Genomic DNA, 19,645 nt, shown 5'->3' on the forward strand with positions numbered 1-19,645 from the left:
ATCACAGCCCTCCCTTTCGGGACGCGATCGACGTCACCGTCGCCGAGACCGGGTCGCTCGCAGGAAAGCTGTCTTCGAGACCCTCCTCCAGCTCCTCTTCCAGGATGTCGCGGTCCTTCGATGTTCGGGCGCTGGCCTGGCCACGCGGGGCCTCATCCTGCGCCGTGCCAAGGGCGGAAAATTGCGCGGGTGCATCTGCGCCGTGGCGCGTTCCGAATGCGGTCAGCTGCACCATCACGGCACTCGCCCGCTTGATCGCCTCCGCATCGTCGATCCCTTCGAGACCATCGGCAAGCCGAACGGAAACCTGATCGCCGTCGCTGCCGATGAACTCGACGGAGATAACTCCGTTATTGTGTTTTACATAGGTCGTCGAAAGTTGCATGACATGCCCTCCGGCTGGGAAAGCACCGGCAAAAACCGATGCTGGAAACAAATAGAAGCTGACTTCAGAACGACACAGAGCGGAAGGGGTTCCGGATGGACGAGGCCTTTGGTCTGGAAATGCAGGAAAGTTTCTTCCTGCGCGATGCGGTTGACGTGGCCCGCGCCCTCATCGGTGCGGAATTCCGCATCGGCAATACCGGCGGCACCATCGTGGAAACCGAAGCCTATCATCCGGACGACCCGGCATCCCACAGTTTCAACGGGCAGACCCCGCGCAACAGGGCAATGTTCGGCCCGGCCGGCCATCTTTATGTCTACCGGTCCTACGGCATCCACTGGTGCGCCAACTTCGTCTGCGCCCCCGGCTCTGCCGTGCTTCTGCGAGCCATCGAGCCGCTAACCGGTATAGAGATGATGAAACTGCGGCGGGGAACTGACGAGCTGAAACTTCTCTGCTCAGGTCCGGGCAAGCTCTCTCAGGCGCTCGCGATTACCGGGGAGATGGACGGCGCACCGCTCAACGCACCACCGTTTTTCCTACGGTTGCCGAAGGAAGCCGCGGCCATCAGCACCGGCAGACGCATCGGCATCAGCCGTGCTGTAGATTATCCCTGGCGTTTCGGGTTGAGAGGCTCGGCTTTCGTCAGTAAGAAATTCGAGAGTGGGCCACTCTAGGAATCACCCGTACCGCCGGTTTTCTAAAAGATCTTCGGCGGCTCGTCATTTTCATCGGGATTGGGCGTCGGCACTTCATCCGGCAAGCGGTCGGGCTCTGGCTCTTCCACAGGTGGAATATCCGGCTGCGGCGGCACGGGCATCGGCGGTTCGGGATAAGGCTCGAAGGGAACGGTCGGCATTGCGGCCTCCTGACATGAACGCGCCAGCCTATTGCGGCAACGCTCCAATCTCTCGGGACAACGCCTTTGCGCCGTCGCCATTCAGGCGGCGCAACATCCAATTCGCCCATCGGTCAAATGCCGGTAAGGTCCCTTCGGTACAGGTCGCGCCGCCCTGCGGGTCGTACAGGAAAACGCGGGGACGGCGGCTCCGTTCCGTTTTTTAGGAAGGTTTTTGCTACCGCTCAGACGAAACCGAGCGCGCTGCGTGAAATATCGCGGTTTTCGCAATAATCGCGGGAATGAGCTTCATGACCATGCTCGCGAGCGGTCGAACGGGTGAGTTCCGGGCTTGGAACGTTGAGAAGCGCATCGGCATAGGTGCCGGTCGCCTCGACGTCGTCGATCACAGTCTGCTGTTGCGGCTTTAAAAATTCAAACATCCGTCATCCTCCTTCGACGCATCCCCTCAACGCGCCGGCACGGGGCCTGTTCCATACCGCCGTGACTGTTCCGATTATACATCAGAAGGGATTAACGTATAGATGACGAAAGGCGAACGTTATCAACTGACGTTCACAAAATGGAGTGGAATCAGTGAGCTATGGCAACCGGCTCAGGCTGGGCCGACCGATTCACGCAAGATCAGCTCGACCGGCCACAATTCCTGAACTTCGCGGACAGGACGGCCACCAACGATCTGCAAAAGCAGGTCCGTAACCCGCATGCCCGCCATGCGCATGGACGAGCGGGTGGTGGAGAGCGGCGGCATCATGCTCTCCGGTGTGAGATAGGGAAACACGTCATCATGGGCGATGACGGAGACATCCTTGCCGATCGTCAGCCCCATCTGCGTGGCGGCGCGATACACACCCTGCGCTGTCATCATCGCGCCTGCCACAAAGGCCGTCGGGCGCGGCGTCTGTTCCAGAAGCGAGCGGGCGAAGCGGAAGGCCGTCTCCTCGCTGAAGTGCTCACTCATAATGAAACGCGGATCGGGCGTGATTCCGTGGGTCGCCAGCGCATCGCGAAAACCCTGTTCACGATCCTGCACGAAGGTGCGTCCGACAGGACCGTTGATAAGGGCGATACGGCGATGGCCGCGCTCCAGAAAATGGATCGTCGGACGATAGGTCACATCGTGGTTGTCAATATCAAGCCACGCATGCTCAAAAGCCGTCTTTGAGCGCCCATGCACGATGAAGGGCACGCCCAGCCGGTTCAGCAGCGCAATACGCTCATCCTCCGGGCGCGGCGAATGCACGATGATGCCATCGACGCGGCCGCTCGCCGCCAGCCGGCTGAAGATCGCCAGTTCCTCATCGAGATTATTGTCGACGGTGACGCTGACGAGAATGTCTGTTTCTTCCCGTTCCAGCCGGGTCGCCATACCGCCCATGAATTCCGAAAAGAAATGCCCGCCGCCCGAACGACCCATGACGACGCCGATGGCGCCTGCCCTGCCCGTTGCCAGCCTGACGGCGTTGGCATTCGGCCGGTAGCCATATTTCAGCGCAGCCTCCATCACCCGCTGGCGCGTCTCCTCGCGCACTTCGGGGTAGCCGCCAAGCGCCCGGCTGACGGTGGTGGGCGAGAGCCCAACCTTTGCTGCGAATTCCTTGAGCTTCATGTTTTTTGCCAATTTGCCCCTGCATGCGTCGCCGCCGCGGATTTTTCAAGCCGACAAAAATTGAAAACGATTTCAATTTTCCTCCACCTGAAACCTTACAGTTGATCATTCCGAAAGGCAAACACCGAAAAATTTCGAACAAAAACGGCCGATTTCCGGGGAAATAGAAAGAGTATTGACAGATTGCTCAGCTTTTGAGAGCCTCGCGTCAGTCAAAAGCGCTTTCAATTTTGAGGACAATCGGGAGCGTCAACGGAGGAGTTTGACAATGAATATTTCCATGAAGACTTTGTTCCTGTGCGGAAGCGTATTTTCTGCCGCCGTTTCGGCTCAGGCGGCCGAGCTTTCCATCGCCGCCAATTCGACCGGCAAGAACGTCGCGTTCTTCCGCGAACGCATCGCCGCTTTCGAAAAAGAGACCGGCCACAAGGTCAATCTCGTCACGATGCCTTCTTCATCAAGCGAACAGTTCAGCCAGTACCGGCTGTGGCTTGCCGCCGGCAACAAGGATGTCGATGTCTACCAGACCGACGTGATCTGGGCGCCGCAGCTGGCCGACCAGTTCGTGGATCTGACCGCAGCAACCAAGGACGTCATCGGCGATCATTTCCCCTCCATCGTCGCCTCGCAGACGGTGGACGGCAAGCTCGTCGCCATGCCGATGTTCACCGATGCGCCGGCGCTTTTCTATCGCAAGGACCTTCTGGAAAAATACGGCAAGCAGCCGCCCAAAACCTGGAAGGAACTGGGCGAAACCGCCAAGGAAGTTCAAGACAAAGAGCGCGAGGCCGGCCGGAAGGACCTCTGGGGCTTTGTTTTCCAGGGCAGCGCCTATGAAGGCCTGACCTGCAACGCGCTGGAATGGATCGCATCCGCCGGCGGTGGCCATATCGTTGAAAGCAACGGCGATATCTCCATCAACAATGAGAAGGCCGCGGCAGCCATCGAAACCGCCAAGGGCTGGGTTGGCACCATCGCGCCGCAGGGCGTTCTCGCCTACAAGGAAGAGGAAGCGCGCGGCGTCTGGCAGACGGGTAATTCCGTTTTCATGCGCAACTGGCCCTATGCCTATGCCCTTGGAAACGGTGCCGACAGCGCCATCAAGGACAAGTTCGGCGTCACCCCGTTGCCGGCTGGCGCAGAAGGTGAAGCCCCTGCCTCGACACTCGGCGGCTGGAACCTTGCTGTATCGAAATATTCCGACAATCAGGAAGCGGCTATTCAGCTCGTGAAGTTTATCGCATCCAAGGAAACCCAGAAGATGCGTGCGGTTCAGCTGTCCAACATGCCGACGATCGCCTCGCTTTACGACGACAAGGATGTCGCGGCCGCCCAGCCTTTCATGCCGACATGGAAGCCGATCTTCCAGACCGCCGTTCCGCGTCCGTCCGCCTCGGCCAAGGTGAAATATAACGAGGTTTCGGCCAAGTTCTGGGGTGCTGTGCACAACACGCTCTCCGGTAACGGCACGGCGGCTGAAAATCTCGAACTGCTCGAGGTTGAACTGACCGATCTCAAAGGCAACGGCTGGTAACCCGGCCCGCGCGGGAGGCGGTCTCACTTGGCCGTCTCCCGCGCTCCAACCGTGAGATATCCCATGAACGACATCGCTCTACAAAGACCGGTCGCGGCCTCCGGCACCGGCTCCGATCTGCATTCGGAACGACTGAAATCCGCCTGGCTGTTCCTTGCCCCCACATTTCTGGTGCTGGCGCTGGTGGCCGGCTGGCCGCTGGTACGCACCGTATGGTTCAGCTTCACCGACGCCTCACTCACCAACCTTGAGGGAGCGCAATTCGTCGGCCTCAAGAACTACCTCACCTGGATCACGCTCAGCAGCGGCCGCACGATCTATCGCGGCCTGCTGGCCGATCCCGCCTGGTGGGGCGCGGTTCTCAACACGCTGAAATTCACAATTCTCTCCGTCAGTTTCGAAACCGTGCTCGGCCTCATCGTCGCGCTGGTGCTGAATGCCGAGTTCAAAGGGCGCGGCCTCGTGCGCGCCGCCATTCTCGTGCCATGGGCCATTCCCACCATCGTTTCGGCGCAGATGTGGGCATGGATGCTGAACGACCAGTTCGGCATATTGAATGACCTGTTCCTCAATCTCGGGCTGATCTCCCAAAAGATCGCATGGACCGCCAATCCGGACACCGCGATGGTCGCCGTGCTGATCGTCGACATCTGGAAGACGACGCCGTTCATGGCGCTGCTCATTCTCGCCGGTCTGCAGATGGTGCCGAAGGACATGTATGAGGCGGCCAAGGTGGATGGCATCCACCCGGTCAAGGTGTTCTTCCGCGTCACCCTGCCGATGATCCGCCCCGCGCTGATGGTCGCCGTCATCTTCCGCATGCTGGATGCGATGCGCGTTTTCGACCTCATCTACATTCTTACGCCGAATAACGCCCAGACCCGCACCATGTCCGTTCTGGCGCGTGAGAACCTGTTCGATTTCGACAAGTTCGCTTACGGCGCTGCCGCCTCCACCATGCTGTTCCTCATCATCGCCTCGATCACGGTCATCTATATGTGGCTCGGGCGCGTCAACACCGATGGAGCCGCGCGATGACCCTGCCAAGCATCCTGAAAACCACCGCCTTTTATGCGCTGGTCGCCGTCATCATGGTGATCTCGGTATTCCCGTTCTATTACGCGATCCTGACCAGCCTGAAATCCGGCTCGGCGCTGTTCCAGGTCAATTATTGGCCGCGTGAATTCTCGCTGACCAATTATAGCTTCGTCATCGGCAACGGCACTTTCCTGCGCAATCTCGGCAATTCGCTGTTCGTTGCATCTTCCGTCGTCGTACTATCGCTGTTCCTTGCGGTAACGGCGTCCTATGCCCTGGCGCGTGTCCGGTTTCGGGGCCGCTCACTGCTTCTGCTCACCATCCTGTCGGTTTCCATGTTCCCGCAGATCGCCGTTCTCGCCGGCCTGTTCGAACTGATCCGCTGGGCGGGCATCTTCAACACGCCCTTGGCGCTGATTTTCTCATACATGATCTTCACCCTGCCCTTCACGGTCTGGGTGCTGACAACCTTCATGCGTGACCTGCCGATCGAAATCGAGGAAGCGGCCATCGTCGATGGCGCAACGCCATGGGTCATCATTACCCAGGTTTTCATGCCGCTGATGTGGCCGGCGCTCGTCACGACCGGGCTTCTCGCCTTCATCGCGGCGTGGAACGAGTTCCTCTTCGCGCTCACCTTCACCTCATCGAACGAGCAGCGCACGGTGCCTGTCGCCATCGCGCTCCTGTCGGGCGGCTCGCAGTTCGAAATACCCTGGGGAACGATCATGGCGGCCTCCGTCATCGTCACCGCCCCGCTCGTCGTCCTCGTTCTGATCTTCCAGCGACGCATCATCTCCGGCCTCACCGCCGGCGGCGTCAAAGGCTAGGAGAAAATCAATGACCACCATTCAACTGCGCGATCTTCGCAAATCATTCGGCGCCTTCGATGTCATCAAGGGCATCGACATGGATATCCGCTCCGGCGAGTTCATGGTTTTCGTTGGCCCTTCCGGCTGCGGCAAGTCCACGCTTCTGCGCCTCATCTGCGGGCTGGAGGAAATTTCCGGCGGTACACTCTCCTTCGATGGCGAGACGGTGAACCGCCTGCCGCCCGCCAAGCGCGGCGTCGCCATGGTCTTCCAGTCGTATGCGCTTTATCCGCATATGACCGTGTTCGAGAACATGGCCTTCGGCATGAAACTGTCAGGCGCTGACAAGGAACAGCGTAAGAAGCGCGTGGAAGCGGCAGCCGAAATGCTGCAACTCACGCCCTATCTGGAACGCCTGCCGAAACAGCTTTCCGGCGGCCAGCGCCAGCGTGTCGCCATCGGTCGCGCCATCGTCCGCGATCCGAAGGTATTCCTGTTCGACGAGCCGCTTTCCAACCTTGATGCGGCATTGCGCGTTGCCACGCGCCTGGAAATCGCCAAGCTGCACCGCTCGATGCATGACACGACGATGATCTACGTTACCCACGATCAGGTCGAGGCCATGACGCTCGCCGACCGCATCTGCGTGCTGCGTGACGGCCGGGTCGAGCAGATCGGCACGCCGCTGGAGCTTTACGAAAGCCCTGTTAACACCTTCGTCGCAGGCTTCATTGGCTCTCCGAAGATGAACTTCCTCTCCGGGAAATATGCCGAGGTGGAAGGCGCTAAAACAATCGGCATCCGCCCCGAACACATCACCATCACCACCGACGGCAGCGGCTGGAGCGGCGAAATCGTGCATTCGGAAATGCTCGGATCGGACAGCTACATCTATGTCGAGATCGGCGCCGGTGAACCCGTCGTCGTTCGCGAGGAAGGCGTGACCGACCGCAAGGCAGGCGAGCGCATCGCCCTCGTGCCGGATGCGACGCAGATCCATCGTTTCGATACCGAAGGCCGCGCGCTTGCACGCAACCCCGCCCGGGGTGCCGCCTGAAATTTCAACTTTCGCCGGGATCACCCAAGGTCCCGGCTTTCACCGAGGAGCATGACAATGACCATCAACACCGTTGTATGGGGCGAAAATATCCACGAACACATCAATGAGACGGTGCGTTCGATTTATCCAAACGGCATGCACAACACCATTGCCGACGCGCTGAATACGAACCCCGAGATCAACGCCACCACCGCCACGCTGCAGGAACCGGAACATGGCCTGTCGCAGGAGCGCCTCGACAAGACCGACGTGCTGGTCTGGTGGGGTCACAAGGACCATGGCGCGGTGCAGGACGAGATCGTCGAGCGCGTCGCCAAACGCGTCTGGGAAGGCATGGGCCTTATCGTCCTGCATTCCGGCCACTTCTCCAAGCCGTTCAAGCGGCTGATGGGCACGCCCTGCGCGCTGAAATGGCGTGAGGCGGGCGAGCGTGAACGCCTGTGGACGATCAATCCGCGCCACCCGATTGCCGCCGGCCTGCCCGAACATTTCGAGCTGGAAAACGAGGAAATGTATGGTGAGCAGTTCTCCGTGCCGGAGCCGCTGGAAACCGTGTTCATCTCCTGGTTCCAGGGCGGCGAAGTCTTCCGCTCGGGCCTCACCTGGCGCCGTGGTGCTGGCAACATCTTCTATTTCCGCCCCGGCCACGAGACCTATCCGACCTATCACGACGCCAATGTGCAAAAGGTCATCAGCAATTCGGTGAAATGGGCCTATAATCCGGCGGGCGCACTGACGAGCGTCCACGCTGCCCCCAATGTCCCCGTCGACAAGGCGCTGGAGCCGATCGAGGAACGCGGCCCCAAGCTGCACAAGGCAGGCGAAGCAGGTTACAGGTAAGGGCTTGGAGATAACTGGCATGAGACTTCTCATTCTCGGAACCGGTGGCATGGCCAACAACCATGCCACATATTTCTCGCAAATCCCCGGCGTCGAACTGGTGGCGGCGGTGGATGTGGACGATGTGGTGGTGAGGGGCTTTGCGCTTCGCCACAACATCCCGCTCTCCTTCACCTCTCTGGATGACGCGATTGCCTGGGGCGAATTTGATGCGGCGGCGAACGTCACGCCTGATAGCATCCATCACCCGACCAGTCTGAAGCTACTTGCAGCCGGCAAGCACGTCTTCTGCGAAAAGCCTCTGGCGGAAAACTACGCCAAGGCTGCCGAAATGGCCGATGCCGCCGAAAAAGCCGGCCTCGTCGCCATGGTCAACCTCACTTATCGCAACGTCGCCCCCTTGCAGGCGGCGCGCGAGATGGTGCTGGCAGGCAAGATCGGCAAGGTGCGGCATCTGGAAGCCTCCTATCTCCAGAGCTGGCTGGTTTCCAAGGCCTGGGGCGACTGGATGACGGAGAGCAAGTGGTTGTGGCGGCTTTCCACCAAGCACGGCTCGAACGGCGTGCTGGGCGATGTCGGCATCCACATTCTCGACTTCGCCTCTTACGGCGCGGGCAGCGATGTGGAGCGCATCTTCACGCGGCTGAAGACCTTCGACAAATACGAGGGCAACAAGATCGGCGTCTACGACCTCGACGCCAATGACAGCTTCACCATGACCGCCGAACTGGAAAACGGCGCCATGGGCGTCATCCACGCCAGCCGCTGGGCAACGGGCCACCTCAACGAACTTCGCCTGCGCATCCATGGCGACAAGGGTGCGCTGGAAGTCATCCACACGCCGGAATATTCAAGCCTGCGTACCTGCATCGGTGAAGATGTAGAAAAGGCGATCTGGAAGACCATCGATGTCGATCCGGTGGCGACGAATTACGAAAAATTCGCCAAGGCGGTCATGGAAGGCGGCGTCGCCGATCCCGACTTCCGCCATGCCGCCAATTTGCAGAAGGTACTTGATCTGTCGATCATCGCGGATCGGGAGAGGCGGGAACTGGCCGTTTCGGCTTGATTTGCGGAAGTGCGGCGGGGCAAGCCGCCGCATGGATCGCTGCAAAGCGCGCTCCTCTCTCTCCGTCACCCCGGATTTGATCCGGGGCCCAGCGCGATCAAGTCTTTGATCGCAAAAGACTCTTTTCACGGCGCAGACGCGCCGTGGCTGGATGCCGGATCAAATCCGGCATGACGGAGGGAAACTTATACCCCCTCAAACGCCGCGCTTATTCCCCCACAGCAAAACATGCAGCTGCGGCAGTACCCGGGCGGAAAACCAGCGGTCTTCGCTCACCTTGTCCACCAGCCACAGCATCCGGTCCATGACCCCATCGATGTCCACGCGCGCATCGTCGTCATCCGGCGGCGGCGGGGTGTGGTTACCGGGCTGGAGATAGACGGCCAGATGCGGAAACCGCGCCGATGCCGCTTTGGCATAGGCATAATCCGTATCGTCGAATACCACGATCTTCAGTGCCACCTGTGGTCGCTTACCGGCAGCAGCAAGACAGTCTTCGAAAGCCCGCCAGTCCGTTTCCATCCCGCTCGATGGCGGCTTGGGGCTCAGAACCAGATGGTCGAGATCGGCAAACCAGTCTTTTGCGACGCTGCCCTGCGTTTCCAGCGCGAAATGATACCCCTCGCTTTGCCCCTTCGCGATCAAAGCACCAAGCGGTTGAATGGCGGGATTACCGCCTGACAGCGACACCGTCAGCGGCACGCCGCCGGAAAGCCGCCGCACCTCCTGCCAGATCGCATCAACCGCCATGGGCTTCCACGTATCGCGGTAATCGCTATCGACAGCATGCAGCGTATCGCACCAGGAACAGCGGTAATCGCAGCCGCCGGTGCGCACAAAGACGGTGGGCAGCCCGATCAGCAGTCCCTCGCCCTGAATGGTCGGGCCGAAGATTTCGCTGATGCGGATCGTGGTTTCCTTCACTGCGACCTTCCGTGCAGCCGCCGTCATGGCCGGTATTCCGCCCAGGTCTTGGCGGTTTCGCTGACCCGCACGGCGCTGGTTTCGGGAAGACTATCCTTGCACCAGTCGTAGAAATGCTTCGCCAGATATTCCGCAGTCACCCGGTCATGGCCGAGCACGTCGTTCAGATGGCGATGGTCGAAATGATCGTCGATATAACGCTTCAGCGGCGCAAGCTCGTGATAATCACGAACGAAACCGTGCTCGTTCAACTCTTCGCCGCTCAGTTCCACCTCGACAATGTAGTTATGTCCATGCAGGCGGTTGCATTGGTGATCCGACGGCAGGCTTTTCAGCTGATGCGAGGCGGAAAAATGAAATTCCTTGGTGATGCGGAACATCAGCGCACCTCCTGCGCCGCGTAGGCATGGGTGGCGGCCACCCAGAAATCAGGGTCTTCATAATCGGTGGGGTCGGTGACACCCGCCAGATGAAAAGCTTCGCGCCGCTCCACGCAGGTGCCGCAGCGACCGCAATGGCGAGAGCCGCCTTTGTAACAGGACCATGTTTCACCAAACGGCGTGCCGTATTTCACGCCATCGGTAACGATCGCCGCCTTGGAAACGGTGACATAGGGCGCAAACAGGGTAACGTTCGCATAACCTTCAAGCGCATGGGCCTGCATGGCATTGAAGCTGTCGATAAAGCCCGGTCGGCAATCGGGGTAGATAAAATGGTCGCCGCCATGCACGGCGATCGCCACCGCATCCGCCTGCTGCGCAGCGGCGAGCCCGAAGGCGATTGTGAGCATGATGGCATTGCGGTTCGGCACCACGGTGGAGCGCATGGTCTCCTCCGCATAATGTCCGTCGGGCACAGCGATGTCGTCGGTCAGTGCCGAGCCGGTGAGATGTGCGCCGATGGGGCGGATATCGATGACATGATGCGGCACGCCGAGCCGTTTGGCGCAATCGGCGGCGAAATCCAGTTCCTTTTTGTGGCGCTGGCCGTAATCGAAAGAAACGAGAGCGAGAAGTTCGTGTTCAGCCGCAATTTTATGCGCAAGCGAAACGGAGTCCAATCCGCCGGAGCAGATGACGATGGTTTTCATAAGTTGGGATCCCTTGTTTTGACCGGGTGGGCTGCGACCGGATACGGCGCGGCTTTAAACCAAAGCGAAGGGATTGTGAAGAGCTTTAAGATGAGAGCGCGGATGCGCCGTTGCCGCTGAAAACAAAAAAGCGGCGGAGTCTCCCCCACCGCCTGTTTGATCAGCCGTCACATCAGCGCAGCAGCGCCTGCGCCTCCTCGATGCCGAGGGCCGCCGGCTGGGTGCAGGTCGTGGTCATCTCGATGAAGCGGCCCTCTTCCCCGGATTTGAGGATCGAGGTCATCACGTCGATGCCGTGCAGCGAGCGATCCAGCGAGCAGCGGGCATCGCGGCCCTCCAGAATGGCAATCGCCATATCGGCAAGGCCGGCCGTGCGGTAATTGGCGCGCGGGCCGTTCGGGCTTTCCTGATTGGCGATGCCAAAGGGATGCGCCCAGTCTTCCAGCGGCTGGATATTCTTGTCGCGCCCACTCGCTTCCACCACGCCGCCGAAGAAATTCGGGTCCGGCACGTAGATTGAGCCCTCTGTACCGTAAAGCTCCATATTGGCGTGGCGATGCGACCACACGTCCCAGCTCGCTGAAAGCGTGATCGTCGCGCCGTTCACGAATTCCAAGAGCGCGTGGATGTTGGTCGGTGTTTCGACAGGGATGATCTCGCCGTTCAGCGGCTGGCTGGTCACCGTGCGGGTGGGGTTTGCCATTGACGTCAGCGCACCGACGCGCTTGACCGGGCCGATGAGGTTGATGAGATTGGCAACGTAGTAGGGCCCGAGATCGAGGATCGGCCCGCCGCCCTTCAGGAAGAAGAAGCCCGGGTTGGGGTGCCACATCTCCATGCCGGGGCTCATCACATGGCAGGTGCCTGACGTGATGCGCCCGACCTTGCCCTCATCGATATATTGCCGGGCAAGCTGATGTGCGCCGCCGAGGAACGTATCCGGCGCGCAGCCGACGGAAAGCTTCTTCTCGCGGGCGATACGCCGCAACTCCTCGCCCTCCTCCAACGAGAGCACCAGCGGCTTTTCCGAATAGACGTGTTTGCCCGCCTCCAGGGCTGCTTTCGACACCGGAAAATGCGCGGCGGGAATGGTGAGGTTCACCACCACATCGATTTCGGGGTTGGCGAGCAGTTCCTCGATGGACTGCGCGACAACACCGAATTCTTCCGCCCTCAGTTCCGCTGCGTTGCGGTTGAGGTCGGCGCAGGCAAGCACCTTGATGCCCTTGAAGAGCGGTGCCAGCGAGAAATATGCAGACGAGATATTGCCGCATCCAATGATGCCGACGCCAAGATCTCTGGCCATGATGAAACTCCGAAATGTGAGACTTAGTAGGTTTTGAACGAGGCGATCGAGCGGGCTATCAGCCGGTCGATGTCTTTTGGATTATCGTGTTCGACCACGAAATGTTTCGTGGCGGATTTCGCCTTTAGCGCAGTGACGAGGCCCTTCCAGTCCACGGTGCCATGGCCGACATCGGCCCAGCCGTCTTCATCCGCATTTTCACCTGATGGTGCGATATCCTTCACATGCACGGCAGTGATGCGTTTGCCATAACTTTCGATCCAGGCAAACGGATCGGCATTGCCTCTGATAATCCAGGCGATATCCGCCTCCCATTTCAGATCCGGCCCACCGGCAAAAATCTGCTCCTGCGGCGTGGAGCCATCGGCAAGCGCCTTGAACTCGAAATCATGATTGTGCCAGCCGAAGACCAGCCCTGCATCGACGAAAGGTTTGCCGGCTTCCTGCAGGCGTTTGCCGAAGGCGAACCAACCGGCCGCATCCGTTGGACGTTGATCCGGCATCAGATAAGGGCAATAGATCGCCTCCACGCCCAGAACCTTGGCAATATTCAACGCCTTTTTCGGGTCTCCTTCAAGAAGGTCGAGACCGAAATGGCCCGTTGGCATGGAAAGACCGTTGGCGTCGAGTTCAGCGCGCAGGCCCTTCAGCCCGGCATCATCAAGAGAGGCGTACATAGCGCCGTAACCTTCGACCTGTTTATAACCCGCCGCCGAAACCTTCTTCAGAATATCGGAAAAAGGCTGGAAATTGCGGGCGCTATAAAGCTGGAAACCGAGTTCTGTCATTGTCTCCTCCATAGAGATGTGGGGCTTGGGATTGTGTGGGGGAATAGTTGCAGCGTCTAAAGCCGATCCTCGCTCTGCGCGTCGAACAGCGAGGCCATTGTCAGGTCGAGGCCGAGGCGGACCTTGGTGCCCGGCGAAAACCGCCGGTGGCCACCGACACGCACAGAGAGCGTATGCCCGGCATGTTTCAGCCAGATCAGATTATCGGCGCCCATCGGCTCCTCGATATCGACGATGGCCTCATGCACTTCGCCACTGACGATATCGGCATCGACGCGGACATGTTCCGGGCGCACCCCGAGAACCACGGCGCGACCGGCGGCAAGCGGTGTTTCCGCATGATAACCGTCGAGCGAAAAGGTGACGCCATTGGTGGTGAAAACGACCTTGCCGTCTTTTTCGATCAGCTCGCCACGCAGGAAATTCATCGACGGTGAGCCGATGAAGCCGGCGACGAAGAGGTTTCTCGGCTTGTTATAGATGGTGACCGGGTCGGCCAGCTGCTGGATAACGCCGCTTTTCATGATGGCGATGCGGTCCGCCAGCGTCAGCGCCTCGATCTGGTCGTGCGTCACATAGATCATGGTGTTCTTCAGCGACTGGTGCAGCCGCTTGATTTCCACGCGCAGTTCCGAGCGCAGCTTGGCGTCGAGGTTCGAAAGCGGCTCATCGAACAGGAACACATCCACATCCCGCACCAGCGCCCGGCCGATGGCCACGCGCTGGCGCTGGCCGCCGGAAAGCTCGGCCGGCTTGCGCTTTAGCAGCGGCTCAATCTGCAGGATGCCAGCCGCCCTTTTGACGCGCCGCTCGATTTCATCCTTCGGAATCTTTGCGACCTGAAGGCCGAAGGACAGGTTCTTCTCCACCGTCATCTGCGGATAAAGCGCATAGGACTGGAACACCATGCCGATGCCGCGATCCTTCGGCTCCTCCCAGGTGACGTTGCGATCCTTGATGAAGATTTGCCCGTCAGTCGGTTCCAGAAGCCCGGCAATGCAGTTGAGAAGTGTCGACTTGCCGCAGCCGGAAGAGCCGAGCAGCACGAGAAATTCGCCGTCGTAAATATCGAGATTGAGGTCTTTCAGCACGGTAACGGCACCGAAGGACAGGGAAAGATCGCGAATGGAAACGCTTTTGTTCATAAAGCTCAACCTTTTACTGCGCCTGCGGCAATGCCGCGGACGAAAAGCCTGCCGGAGACGAAATAAACGATCAGCGGCACGGCCCCGGTGAGAAGGGTTGCGGCCATGTTGACGTTGTATTCCTTCACGCCCTGCACGGAGTTGACGATATTATTGAGCTGCACCGTCATCGGGTAATATTCCGGCCGCGTGAACACCACGCCGAACAGGAAGTCGTTCCAGATGCCGGTCACCTGCAGGATCATCGCGACGACGAAGATCGGCAGCGACATGGGCAGCATGATGCGGAAATAAATCTGCCAGAAATTGGCGCCATCGATGCGTGCCGCCTTGAACAATTCCTCCGGCAGCGACGCGAAGTAATTGCGAAACAGCAGCGTCAGGATCGGCATGCCGAAGATGGTGTGCACGATGACGAGGCCGGTCAGCGTGCCATAGATGCCCAGCTCACGCAGCACGATGACGATCGGATAGATCATCACCTGATAGGGGATGAAGGCGCCGATGATCAGGATCGAGAAGAACAGCTCCGACCCTTTGAACTTCCAGTTGGCCATGGCGTAACCGCTGACGGAAGCGACGATGATGGAAATGACGACGGAGGGCACAAGAATGCGCACCGAGTTCCAGAAGCCGCGCGAAAGCCCGTCGCAGTTCAAGCCCGTGCAGGCATTCGCCCAGGCCTTGACCCAGGGTTCGAAGGTGATTTCCACCGGCGGCGCAAAGATATTGCCGAGCCGGATTTCCGGCATGCCCTTCAGCGAGGTGACGACCATCACGTAAAGCGGCAGCAGGTAATAGGCGGCGGCGACAAAAAGCGTGCCGTAAAGAATGATGTTGCGGCGGGAAAAGGTCTTTCTCGGCTTTCTGCCGCGCGGACCGGAAAGATCACCGGCAACCGCATCGGTGGTGGCGGCGACTGTATTCAAGGTGCTGATATTAGCCACGCTTCTTGCCTCCAAATTCGAGGTAGGCCCATGGAATGACGATGATCGCAACGGTAATGAGCATCATGGTCGAGGCGGCAAAGCCCTGCCCGAGATTCTGTGCCTGGAACATGTAGTCATAGACGTATTTTGCCGGCACTTCGGACGCGATGCCCGGTCCGCCGCTGGTCTGCGCCACGACAAGATCGTAAACCTTGACGATGCCGCTGGCGATGATGACGAGGGTGGTGATGAAGACCGGCCGCATCATGGGAATGATGATGAGGATATAGGTCTTCCACATCGGAATGCCGTCGACGCGCGTCGCCTTCCAGATATCCTCGTCGATGCCGCGAAGACCGGCCAGCATCAGGCACATGACGAGCCCCGTGCCCTGCCAGAGCGCCGCAATCAGGATGCCGTAGATGACGATCTGTGGATTATAGAGCGGATCGAAGGTGAAGCTTTCCCAGCCCATCGAGCGAACCACGGACTGGATGCCGAATTCCGGGTTCAGCAGCCATTGCCAGACAAGGCCGGTGACGATGAAGGACAAAGCGAAGGGATAAAGGAAGATGGTGCGGAAGGTGTTTTCGAAGCGGATTTTCTGGTCCATCAGCGCCGCCAGCACGAAGCCGATGACGAGACTGAAAATCAAAGACAAAATGCCGTAGATCGCCAGATTCTGGATGGAAACGATCCAGCGTGGTGCTGCCCACAGCCGCTCATACTGGTCAAAACCGATGAAGCTCGCCCGCGGCAGAAGCTTGGAATTGGTGAAGGAATAAATCACCGTCCAGACCGTGCCACCGAGGAAAATCACCATCGCAGTCAAGATCATGGGAACGGAGGCAATCTTCGAATTCAGATTGCGGAAAAGCTGATTGGGACGCCTGGAGCGTGTTTGAGCTGCCATGTTACCTCCTCCTGTAACGTTACAGTCAACGGTCAGGCAAAAAACCTTACCGCATGAAACTCCTGCCCATGCTGGTGATTATTGCACGGACCGGACGTTGGAATGGGGAACGGCAAACCGCTCCCCACCCGGAGAGATCACAATCAGTCAGCAGAACCGATAAGGTCCGCGAAGCGCTTCTGCCCATCTGCCGCAGACATCGAGCCGGCGAAGAATTCCGCCATCAGGTCTTCCTTCTGTTTCTGCGTATCGGCGGAAATCAGCTGGTCGGTACTGGTGAGCGCATTGCCCTTGGCCAGAATTGCCAGACCCTTCTTCATGCAGTCATTGGCTGCATTGAGGTCCACGTCGCCACGGATCGGCAGCGAGCCCTTTTTCAGGTTGAAAGCAACCTGTGTCTTCGGATCGACGATGGTTTCAGCCAGTACGTCCTGCGCCTTGGTCTTCGCCTCGTCTTTCAGAACAGGGAAATAAAAGGCGTCGCCGCCAGTGGTGATATAGTCATTGAGGCCTAGACCCGGCAGGCAGGAATAATCCACGCCGGCCTTCTGATTGGCCAGCTGGAATTCGCCCTGCGCCCAGTCACCCATGATCTGGCCGCCAGCCTTGCCTGTTATGACCATGTTGGTGGCCTGGTTCCAGTCCTGAACATTGGTGCCCTTGGCCATGTCGCGCGCTTCAACAGCCGCCGCGAAAATCTTGGCCATATCAGGGCCGGCCGCCGCTTCGGCATCCTTGTCGCCATAGACCTTCTGATAGAGGTCTTTGCCGCCGATCGAAAGCGTCAGCGTGTCGAACAGGCCGTTGGCCTGCCATGCCTGCCCACCGAGCGCGAGCGGCTGGATGCCGGCCTTTTTGAGCGCCGGTGCGGCTGCGACAAATTCCGTCCAGTTCTTCGGAACCTCTACGCCGGCCTTCTTGAAGGCGGCGTTGGAAAGCCAGAGCCATTGCCAGGAATGGATATTCACCGGCGCGCAATAAATCTTGCCGTCGATGGTGCAGCTGTCGAGCAGGCTTGCCGGCTTGATTACATCTTTCCAATTGCCCTTTGCGGCAACGTCGGACAGATCGCGCATCAGACCGGCCTGCACCAGCTCTTCCGCCTGCCGGCCGTGGTTGAACTGGGTAGCGCCCATCGGGTCACCGCCGGTGATACGGCTGATCATGATCGGCCGGGCCGTACCGCCCGAACCGGCAATGGCGCCGTCCACCCATTTATTGCCTGTCGCATCGAAAGCCTTGGCCAGTTCGGCCACCGCGGCGGCTTCGCCGCCCGATGTCCACCAATGGGTCACCTCAAGATCGGTGGCCCCGGCAATACCCGCTGGAATCATCACACTGGCCAAAAAGGCCGCAGAAATAACACGCATTCGCATGAGTCTCCTCCCTCACTGAAACGTTGCAGTTGGAACGTATGCGAAGATTTTTGATTAAGCAACCGCTTAAAATGCGAATCTCGATGTGGCTATTTTAGACATCCCTCGCGACCCGAAATCCGGCAAAATCCGCGCGCGGCGGCATGCTACGTCCTGTCGTTCCCTCCATTTTTGAAAGGGAGGCCACTGCTGCATCCGCATTTGAGTAGCAGGTGCTCGTCCTTGAAAACATAAAAGCGAGGCGGAATACCTCCCGCCTCGCCTCTGCCGTGCTATCTTAAAAGGCTATCTACTATTGACGCTTATAATCATCCTCGATGCGGATGACATCATCCTCGCCGATATAGGCGCCAGTCTGGATTTCCACGAGCTCGAGCGGGATTTGGCCCTCATTGGCCAGCCGGTGCGGCTGACCAATCGGGATGTAGACTGACTGGTTTTCCGTCAGCAGCCGGGTTTCCTCGCCAATCGTGACAGTCGCTGTGCCCTTGACGACGATCCAGTGTTCGGAACGGTGGTAGTGTTTCTGGAAAGAGATGCGATGGCCAGGATCGACCGTGATGTGGCCGACGCGGTAGCGCTCATCGACATACATGTGCTCGATGTAACCCCATGGGCGGTAGACGCGCTTGTGGGTCTGGGTCTGCGGCGCATGGTCCCCGCCCTTCAGCGTGTCGACCAGTCCCTTCACGTCCTGCACCCGGTTTTTGGGCACCACCAGAACCGCGTCCTTGGTGGCCACCACCACCAGATCCTTGGCGCCAACCACCGTCGTCAGCAATTGCGTGGAATGGATCAGGCAGCCCTCGGAATCGATGAAGACGCCATCGCCCTCGAGCGCATTGTCATTGTCGTGCTTTTCGGCGATCTCCCAGATCGCGTCCCAGCTGCCGATATCAGACCAGCGGAAATGGCCGTGCACGACAGCCATGCGCTTGGTCTTCTCGATCACCGCATAATCGATGGAATTTTTGGGGGAAGCTTCGAAGCTTGCCTGATGCAGGCGTACGAAACCGAGGTCGCTTTCATATTGCTCGACCGCCTGCGTCACCGCCGCCAGAATTTCCGGTGCGAAAGCCTTCAGTTCGGCGATCATCACATCGGAACGGAACAGGAAGTTGCCGGAGTTCCAGAGATAACCCTTTTCCAGATAGGAGATGGCCGTCTTCACGTCAGGCTTTTCCACGAAGGCATCGACGGTGCTGAGGTCTTTTTCGCCGTCGATCGCATCACCCGGCTTGATATAACCATAGGAGGTGCGCGGCTCAGTCGGCACCAGGCCGAAGACCACGATATTGCCCTGGTCGGCGGCTTTCGCACCGAGCTTCACGGCATCGGAAAACGTGTCGACATCCAGCACCACATGATCGGCGGCAAGGGCCAGCACCAAGCATCCGGGCTCACGGCGCTCGGCCAGCACGGCGGCGGCGGCCATGGCGGCGGCGCTGTCGCGACGGGCGGGTTCAAGTACCACTGTTGCCGGCAGATCGATCTCTTCCGCCTGACGGCGGGCGAAGAAACGGAAATCCTCGTTGGTGATGACCAGCGGCTCTGAATAAAGTCCCTTGTCGCCAACCCGCTTCAAGGTCTGCTGATAGGTCGAAAGATTGCCGACCAGCGGCTGGAACTGCTTGGGCAACTGATCGCGCGATACCGGCCAAAGCCGCGAGCCAGCACCGCCAGCAAGAAGAACCGGCGTGATCTTTCGAGATTGTTCGTTCACAACAAAACCTTTCCAACTCTAAAAAATTTCCCGGCGCGCCGGACAATATACATATTTCGAAATACCGCCATCATCGGTTCACGGGCGGATAAGTTCAAGCTCATAAATACGCCTCGTGAAAGCTTGGTGAACGGCGGGGTATTGCCGGCAGGCCCGTTTTCCTAACGCGAGGACGAGGGTGAGGTTCCGCGCGAAAAAGCGGTTATCCTGAATGCAGACAGAGAAAAACCCCGGAATCATCTCCC

The 19,645-nt window shown here is 59.1% G+C and carries 21 protein-coding genes; 7 read left to right on the forward strand and 14 right to left on the reverse strand.

The window, feature by feature from the left end; genetic code table 11:
* Position 1: 1 nt before the first annotated feature.
* Positions 2 to 385 (reverse strand): hypothetical protein, encoded by a 384-nt coding sequence (locus tag CFBP5499_RS30075; RefSeq protein ID WP_175416811.1) that lies wholly within the window; start codon positions 383 to 385, stop codon positions 2 to 4.
* 95 nt (positions 386 to 480) lie between these two features.
* Between CFBP5499_RS30075 and CFBP5499_RS17355 the strand changes: the two genes are divergently transcribed.
* Positions 481 to 1,062 carry a DNA-3-methyladenine glycosylase gene (locus tag CFBP5499_RS17355; protein ID WP_080829682.1) on the forward strand — a complete coding sequence of 194 codons (582 nt, stop codon included), beginning with the start codon at positions 481 to 483 and terminating at the stop codon, positions 1,060 to 1,062.
* A 23-nt stretch (positions 1,063 to 1,085) separates the two neighbouring features.
* Here the strand turns inward: CFBP5499_RS17355 and CFBP5499_RS17360 are convergent, their stop codons facing one another.
* The 3 genes from CFBP5499_RS17360 to CFBP5499_RS17370 form a co-directional block, all read right to left on the reverse strand.
* On the reverse strand, positions 1,086 to 1,244 hold the full coding sequence (locus tag CFBP5499_RS17360) for a hypothetical protein (RefSeq protein ID WP_080829681.1): 159 nt from the start codon (positions 1,242 to 1,244) through the stop codon (positions 1,086 to 1,088).
* 224 nt (positions 1,245 to 1,468) lie between these two features.
* Complete coding sequence (locus CFBP5499_RS17365; RefSeq protein ID WP_010972953.1) at positions 1,469 to 1,666, reverse strand: hypothetical protein; 198 nt, start codon at positions 1,664 to 1,666, stop codon at positions 1,469 to 1,471.
* A 173-nt stretch (positions 1,667 to 1,839) separates the two neighbouring features.
* Entirely contained in the window at positions 1,840 to 2,853 is a 1,014-nt protein-coding gene (locus CFBP5499_RS17370; protein WP_080829680.1) for a substrate-binding domain-containing protein, read from the reverse strand.
* A 268-nt stretch (positions 2,854 to 3,121) separates the two neighbouring features.
* Between CFBP5499_RS17370 and CFBP5499_RS17375 the strand changes: the two genes are divergently transcribed.
* From CFBP5499_RS17375 to CFBP5499_RS17400, 6 genes are all read left to right on the forward strand, one after another.
* A complete protein-coding gene (locus CFBP5499_RS17375) occupies positions 3,122 to 4,387 on the forward strand; it encodes an ABC transporter substrate-binding protein (protein ID WP_080829679.1) in 1,266 nt (421 codons plus the stop codon).
* Positions 4,388 to 4,450: 63 nt separating this feature from the next.
* A complete protein-coding gene (locus CFBP5499_RS17380; RefSeq protein ID WP_080829678.1) occupies positions 4,451 to 5,425 on the forward strand; it encodes a carbohydrate ABC transporter permease in 975 nt (324 codons plus the stop codon).
* Entirely contained in the window at positions 5,422 to 6,255 is an 834-nt protein-coding gene (locus tag CFBP5499_RS17385; protein WP_045018509.1) for a carbohydrate ABC transporter permease, read from the forward strand. Before CFBP5499_RS17380 ends, CFBP5499_RS17385 begins: the two co-directional genes overlap by 4 nt.
* Before the next feature lie 10 nt (positions 6,256 to 6,265).
* On the forward strand, positions 6,266 to 7,294 hold the full coding sequence (locus CFBP5499_RS17390; protein WP_080829677.1) for an ABC transporter ATP-binding protein: 1,029 nt from the start codon (positions 6,266 to 6,268) through the stop codon (positions 7,292 to 7,294).
* A 57-nt stretch (positions 7,295 to 7,351) separates the two neighbouring features.
* Positions 7,352 to 8,137: a ThuA domain-containing protein gene (locus tag CFBP5499_RS17395; protein WP_080829676.1), complete on the forward strand. Its 786-nt coding sequence runs from the start codon at positions 7,352 to 7,354 to the stop codon at positions 8,135 to 8,137.
* A 19-nt stretch (positions 8,138 to 8,156) separates the two neighbouring features.
* Complete coding sequence (locus CFBP5499_RS17400) at positions 8,157 to 9,206, forward strand: Gfo/Idh/MocA family protein (protein WP_080829675.1); 1,050 nt, start codon at positions 8,157 to 8,159, stop codon at positions 9,204 to 9,206.
* Between the two features lie 195 nt (positions 9,207 to 9,401).
* Here CFBP5499_RS17400 and queE read toward each other — a convergent pair whose 3' ends face one another.
* The 10 genes from queE to CFBP5499_RS17450 all read right to left on the reverse strand — a co-directional run bounded on the left by queE (position 9,402) and on the right by CFBP5499_RS17450 (position 19,400).
* Complete coding sequence (queE, locus tag CFBP5499_RS17405; RefSeq protein WP_080829674.1) at positions 9,402 to 10,157, reverse strand: 7-carboxy-7-deazaguanine synthase QueE; 756 nt, start codon at positions 10,155 to 10,157, stop codon at positions 9,402 to 9,404.
* Positions 10,154 to 10,510, reverse strand: coding sequence for a 6-carboxytetrahydropterin synthase QueD (gene queD / locus CFBP5499_RS17410; RefSeq protein ID WP_080829673.1), 357 nt, complete (start codon positions 10,508 to 10,510; stop codon positions 10,154 to 10,156). Before queD ends, queE begins: the two co-directional genes overlap by 4 nt.
* Positions 10,510 to 11,220, reverse strand: coding sequence for a 7-cyano-7-deazaguanine synthase QueC (queC, locus tag CFBP5499_RS17415; protein ID WP_080829672.1), 711 nt, complete (start codon positions 11,218 to 11,220; stop codon positions 10,510 to 10,512). Before queC ends, queD begins: the two co-directional genes overlap by 1 nt.
* A gap of 172 nt (positions 11,221 to 11,392) precedes the next feature.
* Positions 11,393 to 12,526: a Gfo/Idh/MocA family protein gene (locus CFBP5499_RS17420; RefSeq protein WP_080829671.1), complete on the reverse strand. Its 1,134-nt coding sequence runs from the start codon at positions 12,524 to 12,526 to the stop codon at positions 11,393 to 11,395.
* A 23-nt stretch (positions 12,527 to 12,549) separates the two neighbouring features.
* The gene (locus CFBP5499_RS17425) at positions 12,550 to 13,314 is read right to left on the reverse strand and encodes a sugar phosphate isomerase/epimerase family protein (RefSeq protein ID WP_080829670.1); all 765 of its coding nucleotides are present in this window, start codon (positions 13,312 to 13,314) and stop codon (positions 12,550 to 12,552) included.
* 56 nt (positions 13,315 to 13,370) lie between these two features.
* Positions 13,371 to 14,459, reverse strand: coding sequence for an ABC transporter ATP-binding protein (locus tag CFBP5499_RS17430; protein WP_080829669.1), 1,089 nt, complete (start codon positions 14,457 to 14,459; stop codon positions 13,371 to 13,373).
* A 5-nt stretch (positions 14,460 to 14,464) separates the two neighbouring features.
* A complete protein-coding gene (locus CFBP5499_RS17435; protein WP_080829668.1) occupies positions 14,465 to 15,406 on the reverse strand; it encodes a carbohydrate ABC transporter permease in 942 nt (313 codons plus the stop codon).
* On the reverse strand, positions 15,399 to 16,301 hold the full coding sequence (locus CFBP5499_RS17440; RefSeq protein ID WP_080829667.1) for a carbohydrate ABC transporter permease: 903 nt from the start codon (positions 16,299 to 16,301) through the stop codon (positions 15,399 to 15,401). Before CFBP5499_RS17440 ends, CFBP5499_RS17435 begins: the two co-directional genes overlap by 8 nt.
* A gap of 143 nt (positions 16,302 to 16,444) precedes the next feature.
* Positions 16,445 to 17,677 (reverse strand): ABC transporter substrate-binding protein, encoded by a 1,233-nt coding sequence (locus CFBP5499_RS17445; RefSeq protein WP_080829666.1) that lies wholly within the window; start codon positions 17,675 to 17,677, stop codon positions 16,445 to 16,447.
* A gap of 292 nt (positions 17,678 to 17,969) precedes the next feature.
* The gene (locus CFBP5499_RS17450; RefSeq protein WP_080829665.1) at positions 17,970 to 19,400 is read right to left on the reverse strand and encodes a mannose-1-phosphate guanylyltransferase/mannose-6-phosphate isomerase; all 1,431 of its coding nucleotides are present in this window, start codon (positions 19,398 to 19,400) and stop codon (positions 17,970 to 17,972) included.
* Between the last annotated feature and the right edge of the window lie 245 nt (positions 19,401 to 19,645).

It is taken from the genome of Agrobacterium tumefaciens (genome assembly GCF_005221325.1).
Classification (GTDB): Bacteria; Pseudomonadota; Alphaproteobacteria; order Rhizobiales; family Rhizobiaceae; genus Agrobacterium.

Coding starts and splice junctions, on each gene's coding strand:
- CFBP5499_RS30075 (WP_175416811.1), bottom strand. CDS start 385: ATGCAACTTTCGACGACCTATGTAAAACACAATAACGGAGTTATCTCC.
- CFBP5499_RS17355 (WP_080829682.1), top strand. CDS start 481: ATGGACGAGGCCTTTGGTCTGGAAATGCAGGAAAGTTTCTTCCTGCGC.
- CFBP5499_RS17360 (WP_080829681.1), bottom strand. CDS start 1,244: ATGCCGACCGTTCCCTTCGAGCCTTATCCCGAACCGCCGATGCCCGTG.
- CFBP5499_RS17365 (WP_010972953.1), bottom strand. CDS start 1,666: ATGTTTGAATTTTTAAAGCCGCAACAGCAGACTGTGATCGACGACGTC.
- CFBP5499_RS17370 (WP_080829680.1), bottom strand. CDS start 2,853: ATGAAGCTCAAGGAATTCGCAGCAAAGGTTGGGCTCTCGCCCACCACC.
- CFBP5499_RS17375 (WP_080829679.1), top strand. CDS start 3,122: ATGAATATTTCCATGAAGACTTTGTTCCTGTGCGGAAGCGTATTTTCT.
- CFBP5499_RS17380 (WP_080829678.1), top strand. CDS start 4,451: ATGAACGACATCGCTCTACAAAGACCGGTCGCGGCCTCCGGCACCGGC.
- CFBP5499_RS17385 (WP_045018509.1), top strand. CDS start 5,422: ATGACCCTGCCAAGCATCCTGAAAACCACCGCCTTTTATGCGCTGGTC.
- CFBP5499_RS17390 (WP_080829677.1), top strand. CDS start 6,266: ATGACCACCATTCAACTGCGCGATCTTCGCAAATCATTCGGCGCCTTC.
- CFBP5499_RS17395 (WP_080829676.1), top strand. CDS start 7,352: ATGACCATCAACACCGTTGTATGGGGCGAAAATATCCACGAACACATC.
- CFBP5499_RS17400 (WP_080829675.1), top strand. CDS start 8,157: ATGAGACTTCTCATTCTCGGAACCGGTGGCATGGCCAACAACCATGCC.
- queE (WP_080829674.1), bottom strand. CDS start 10,157: ATGACGGCGGCTGCACGGAAGGTCGCAGTGAAGGAAACCACGATCCGC.
- queD (WP_080829673.1), bottom strand. CDS start 10,510: ATGTTCCGCATCACCAAGGAATTTCATTTTTCCGCCTCGCATCAGCTG.
- queC (WP_080829672.1), bottom strand. CDS start 11,220: ATGAAAACCATCGTCATCTGCTCCGGCGGATTGGACTCCGTTTCGCTT.
- CFBP5499_RS17420 (WP_080829671.1), bottom strand. CDS start 12,526: ATGGCCAGAGATCTTGGCGTCGGCATCATTGGATGCGGCAATATCTCG.
- CFBP5499_RS17425 (WP_080829670.1), bottom strand. CDS start 13,314: ATGACAGAACTCGGTTTCCAGCTTTATAGCGCCCGCAATTTCCAGCCT.
- CFBP5499_RS17430 (WP_080829669.1), bottom strand. CDS start 14,459: ATGAACAAAAGCGTTTCCATTCGCGATCTTTCCCTGTCCTTCGGTGCC.
- CFBP5499_RS17440 (WP_080829667.1), bottom strand. CDS start 16,301: ATGGCAGCTCAAACACGCTCCAGGCGTCCCAATCAGCTTTTCCGCAAT.
- CFBP5499_RS17445 (WP_080829666.1), bottom strand. CDS start 17,677: ATGCGAATGCGTGTTATTTCTGCGGCCTTTTTGGCCAGTGTGATGATT.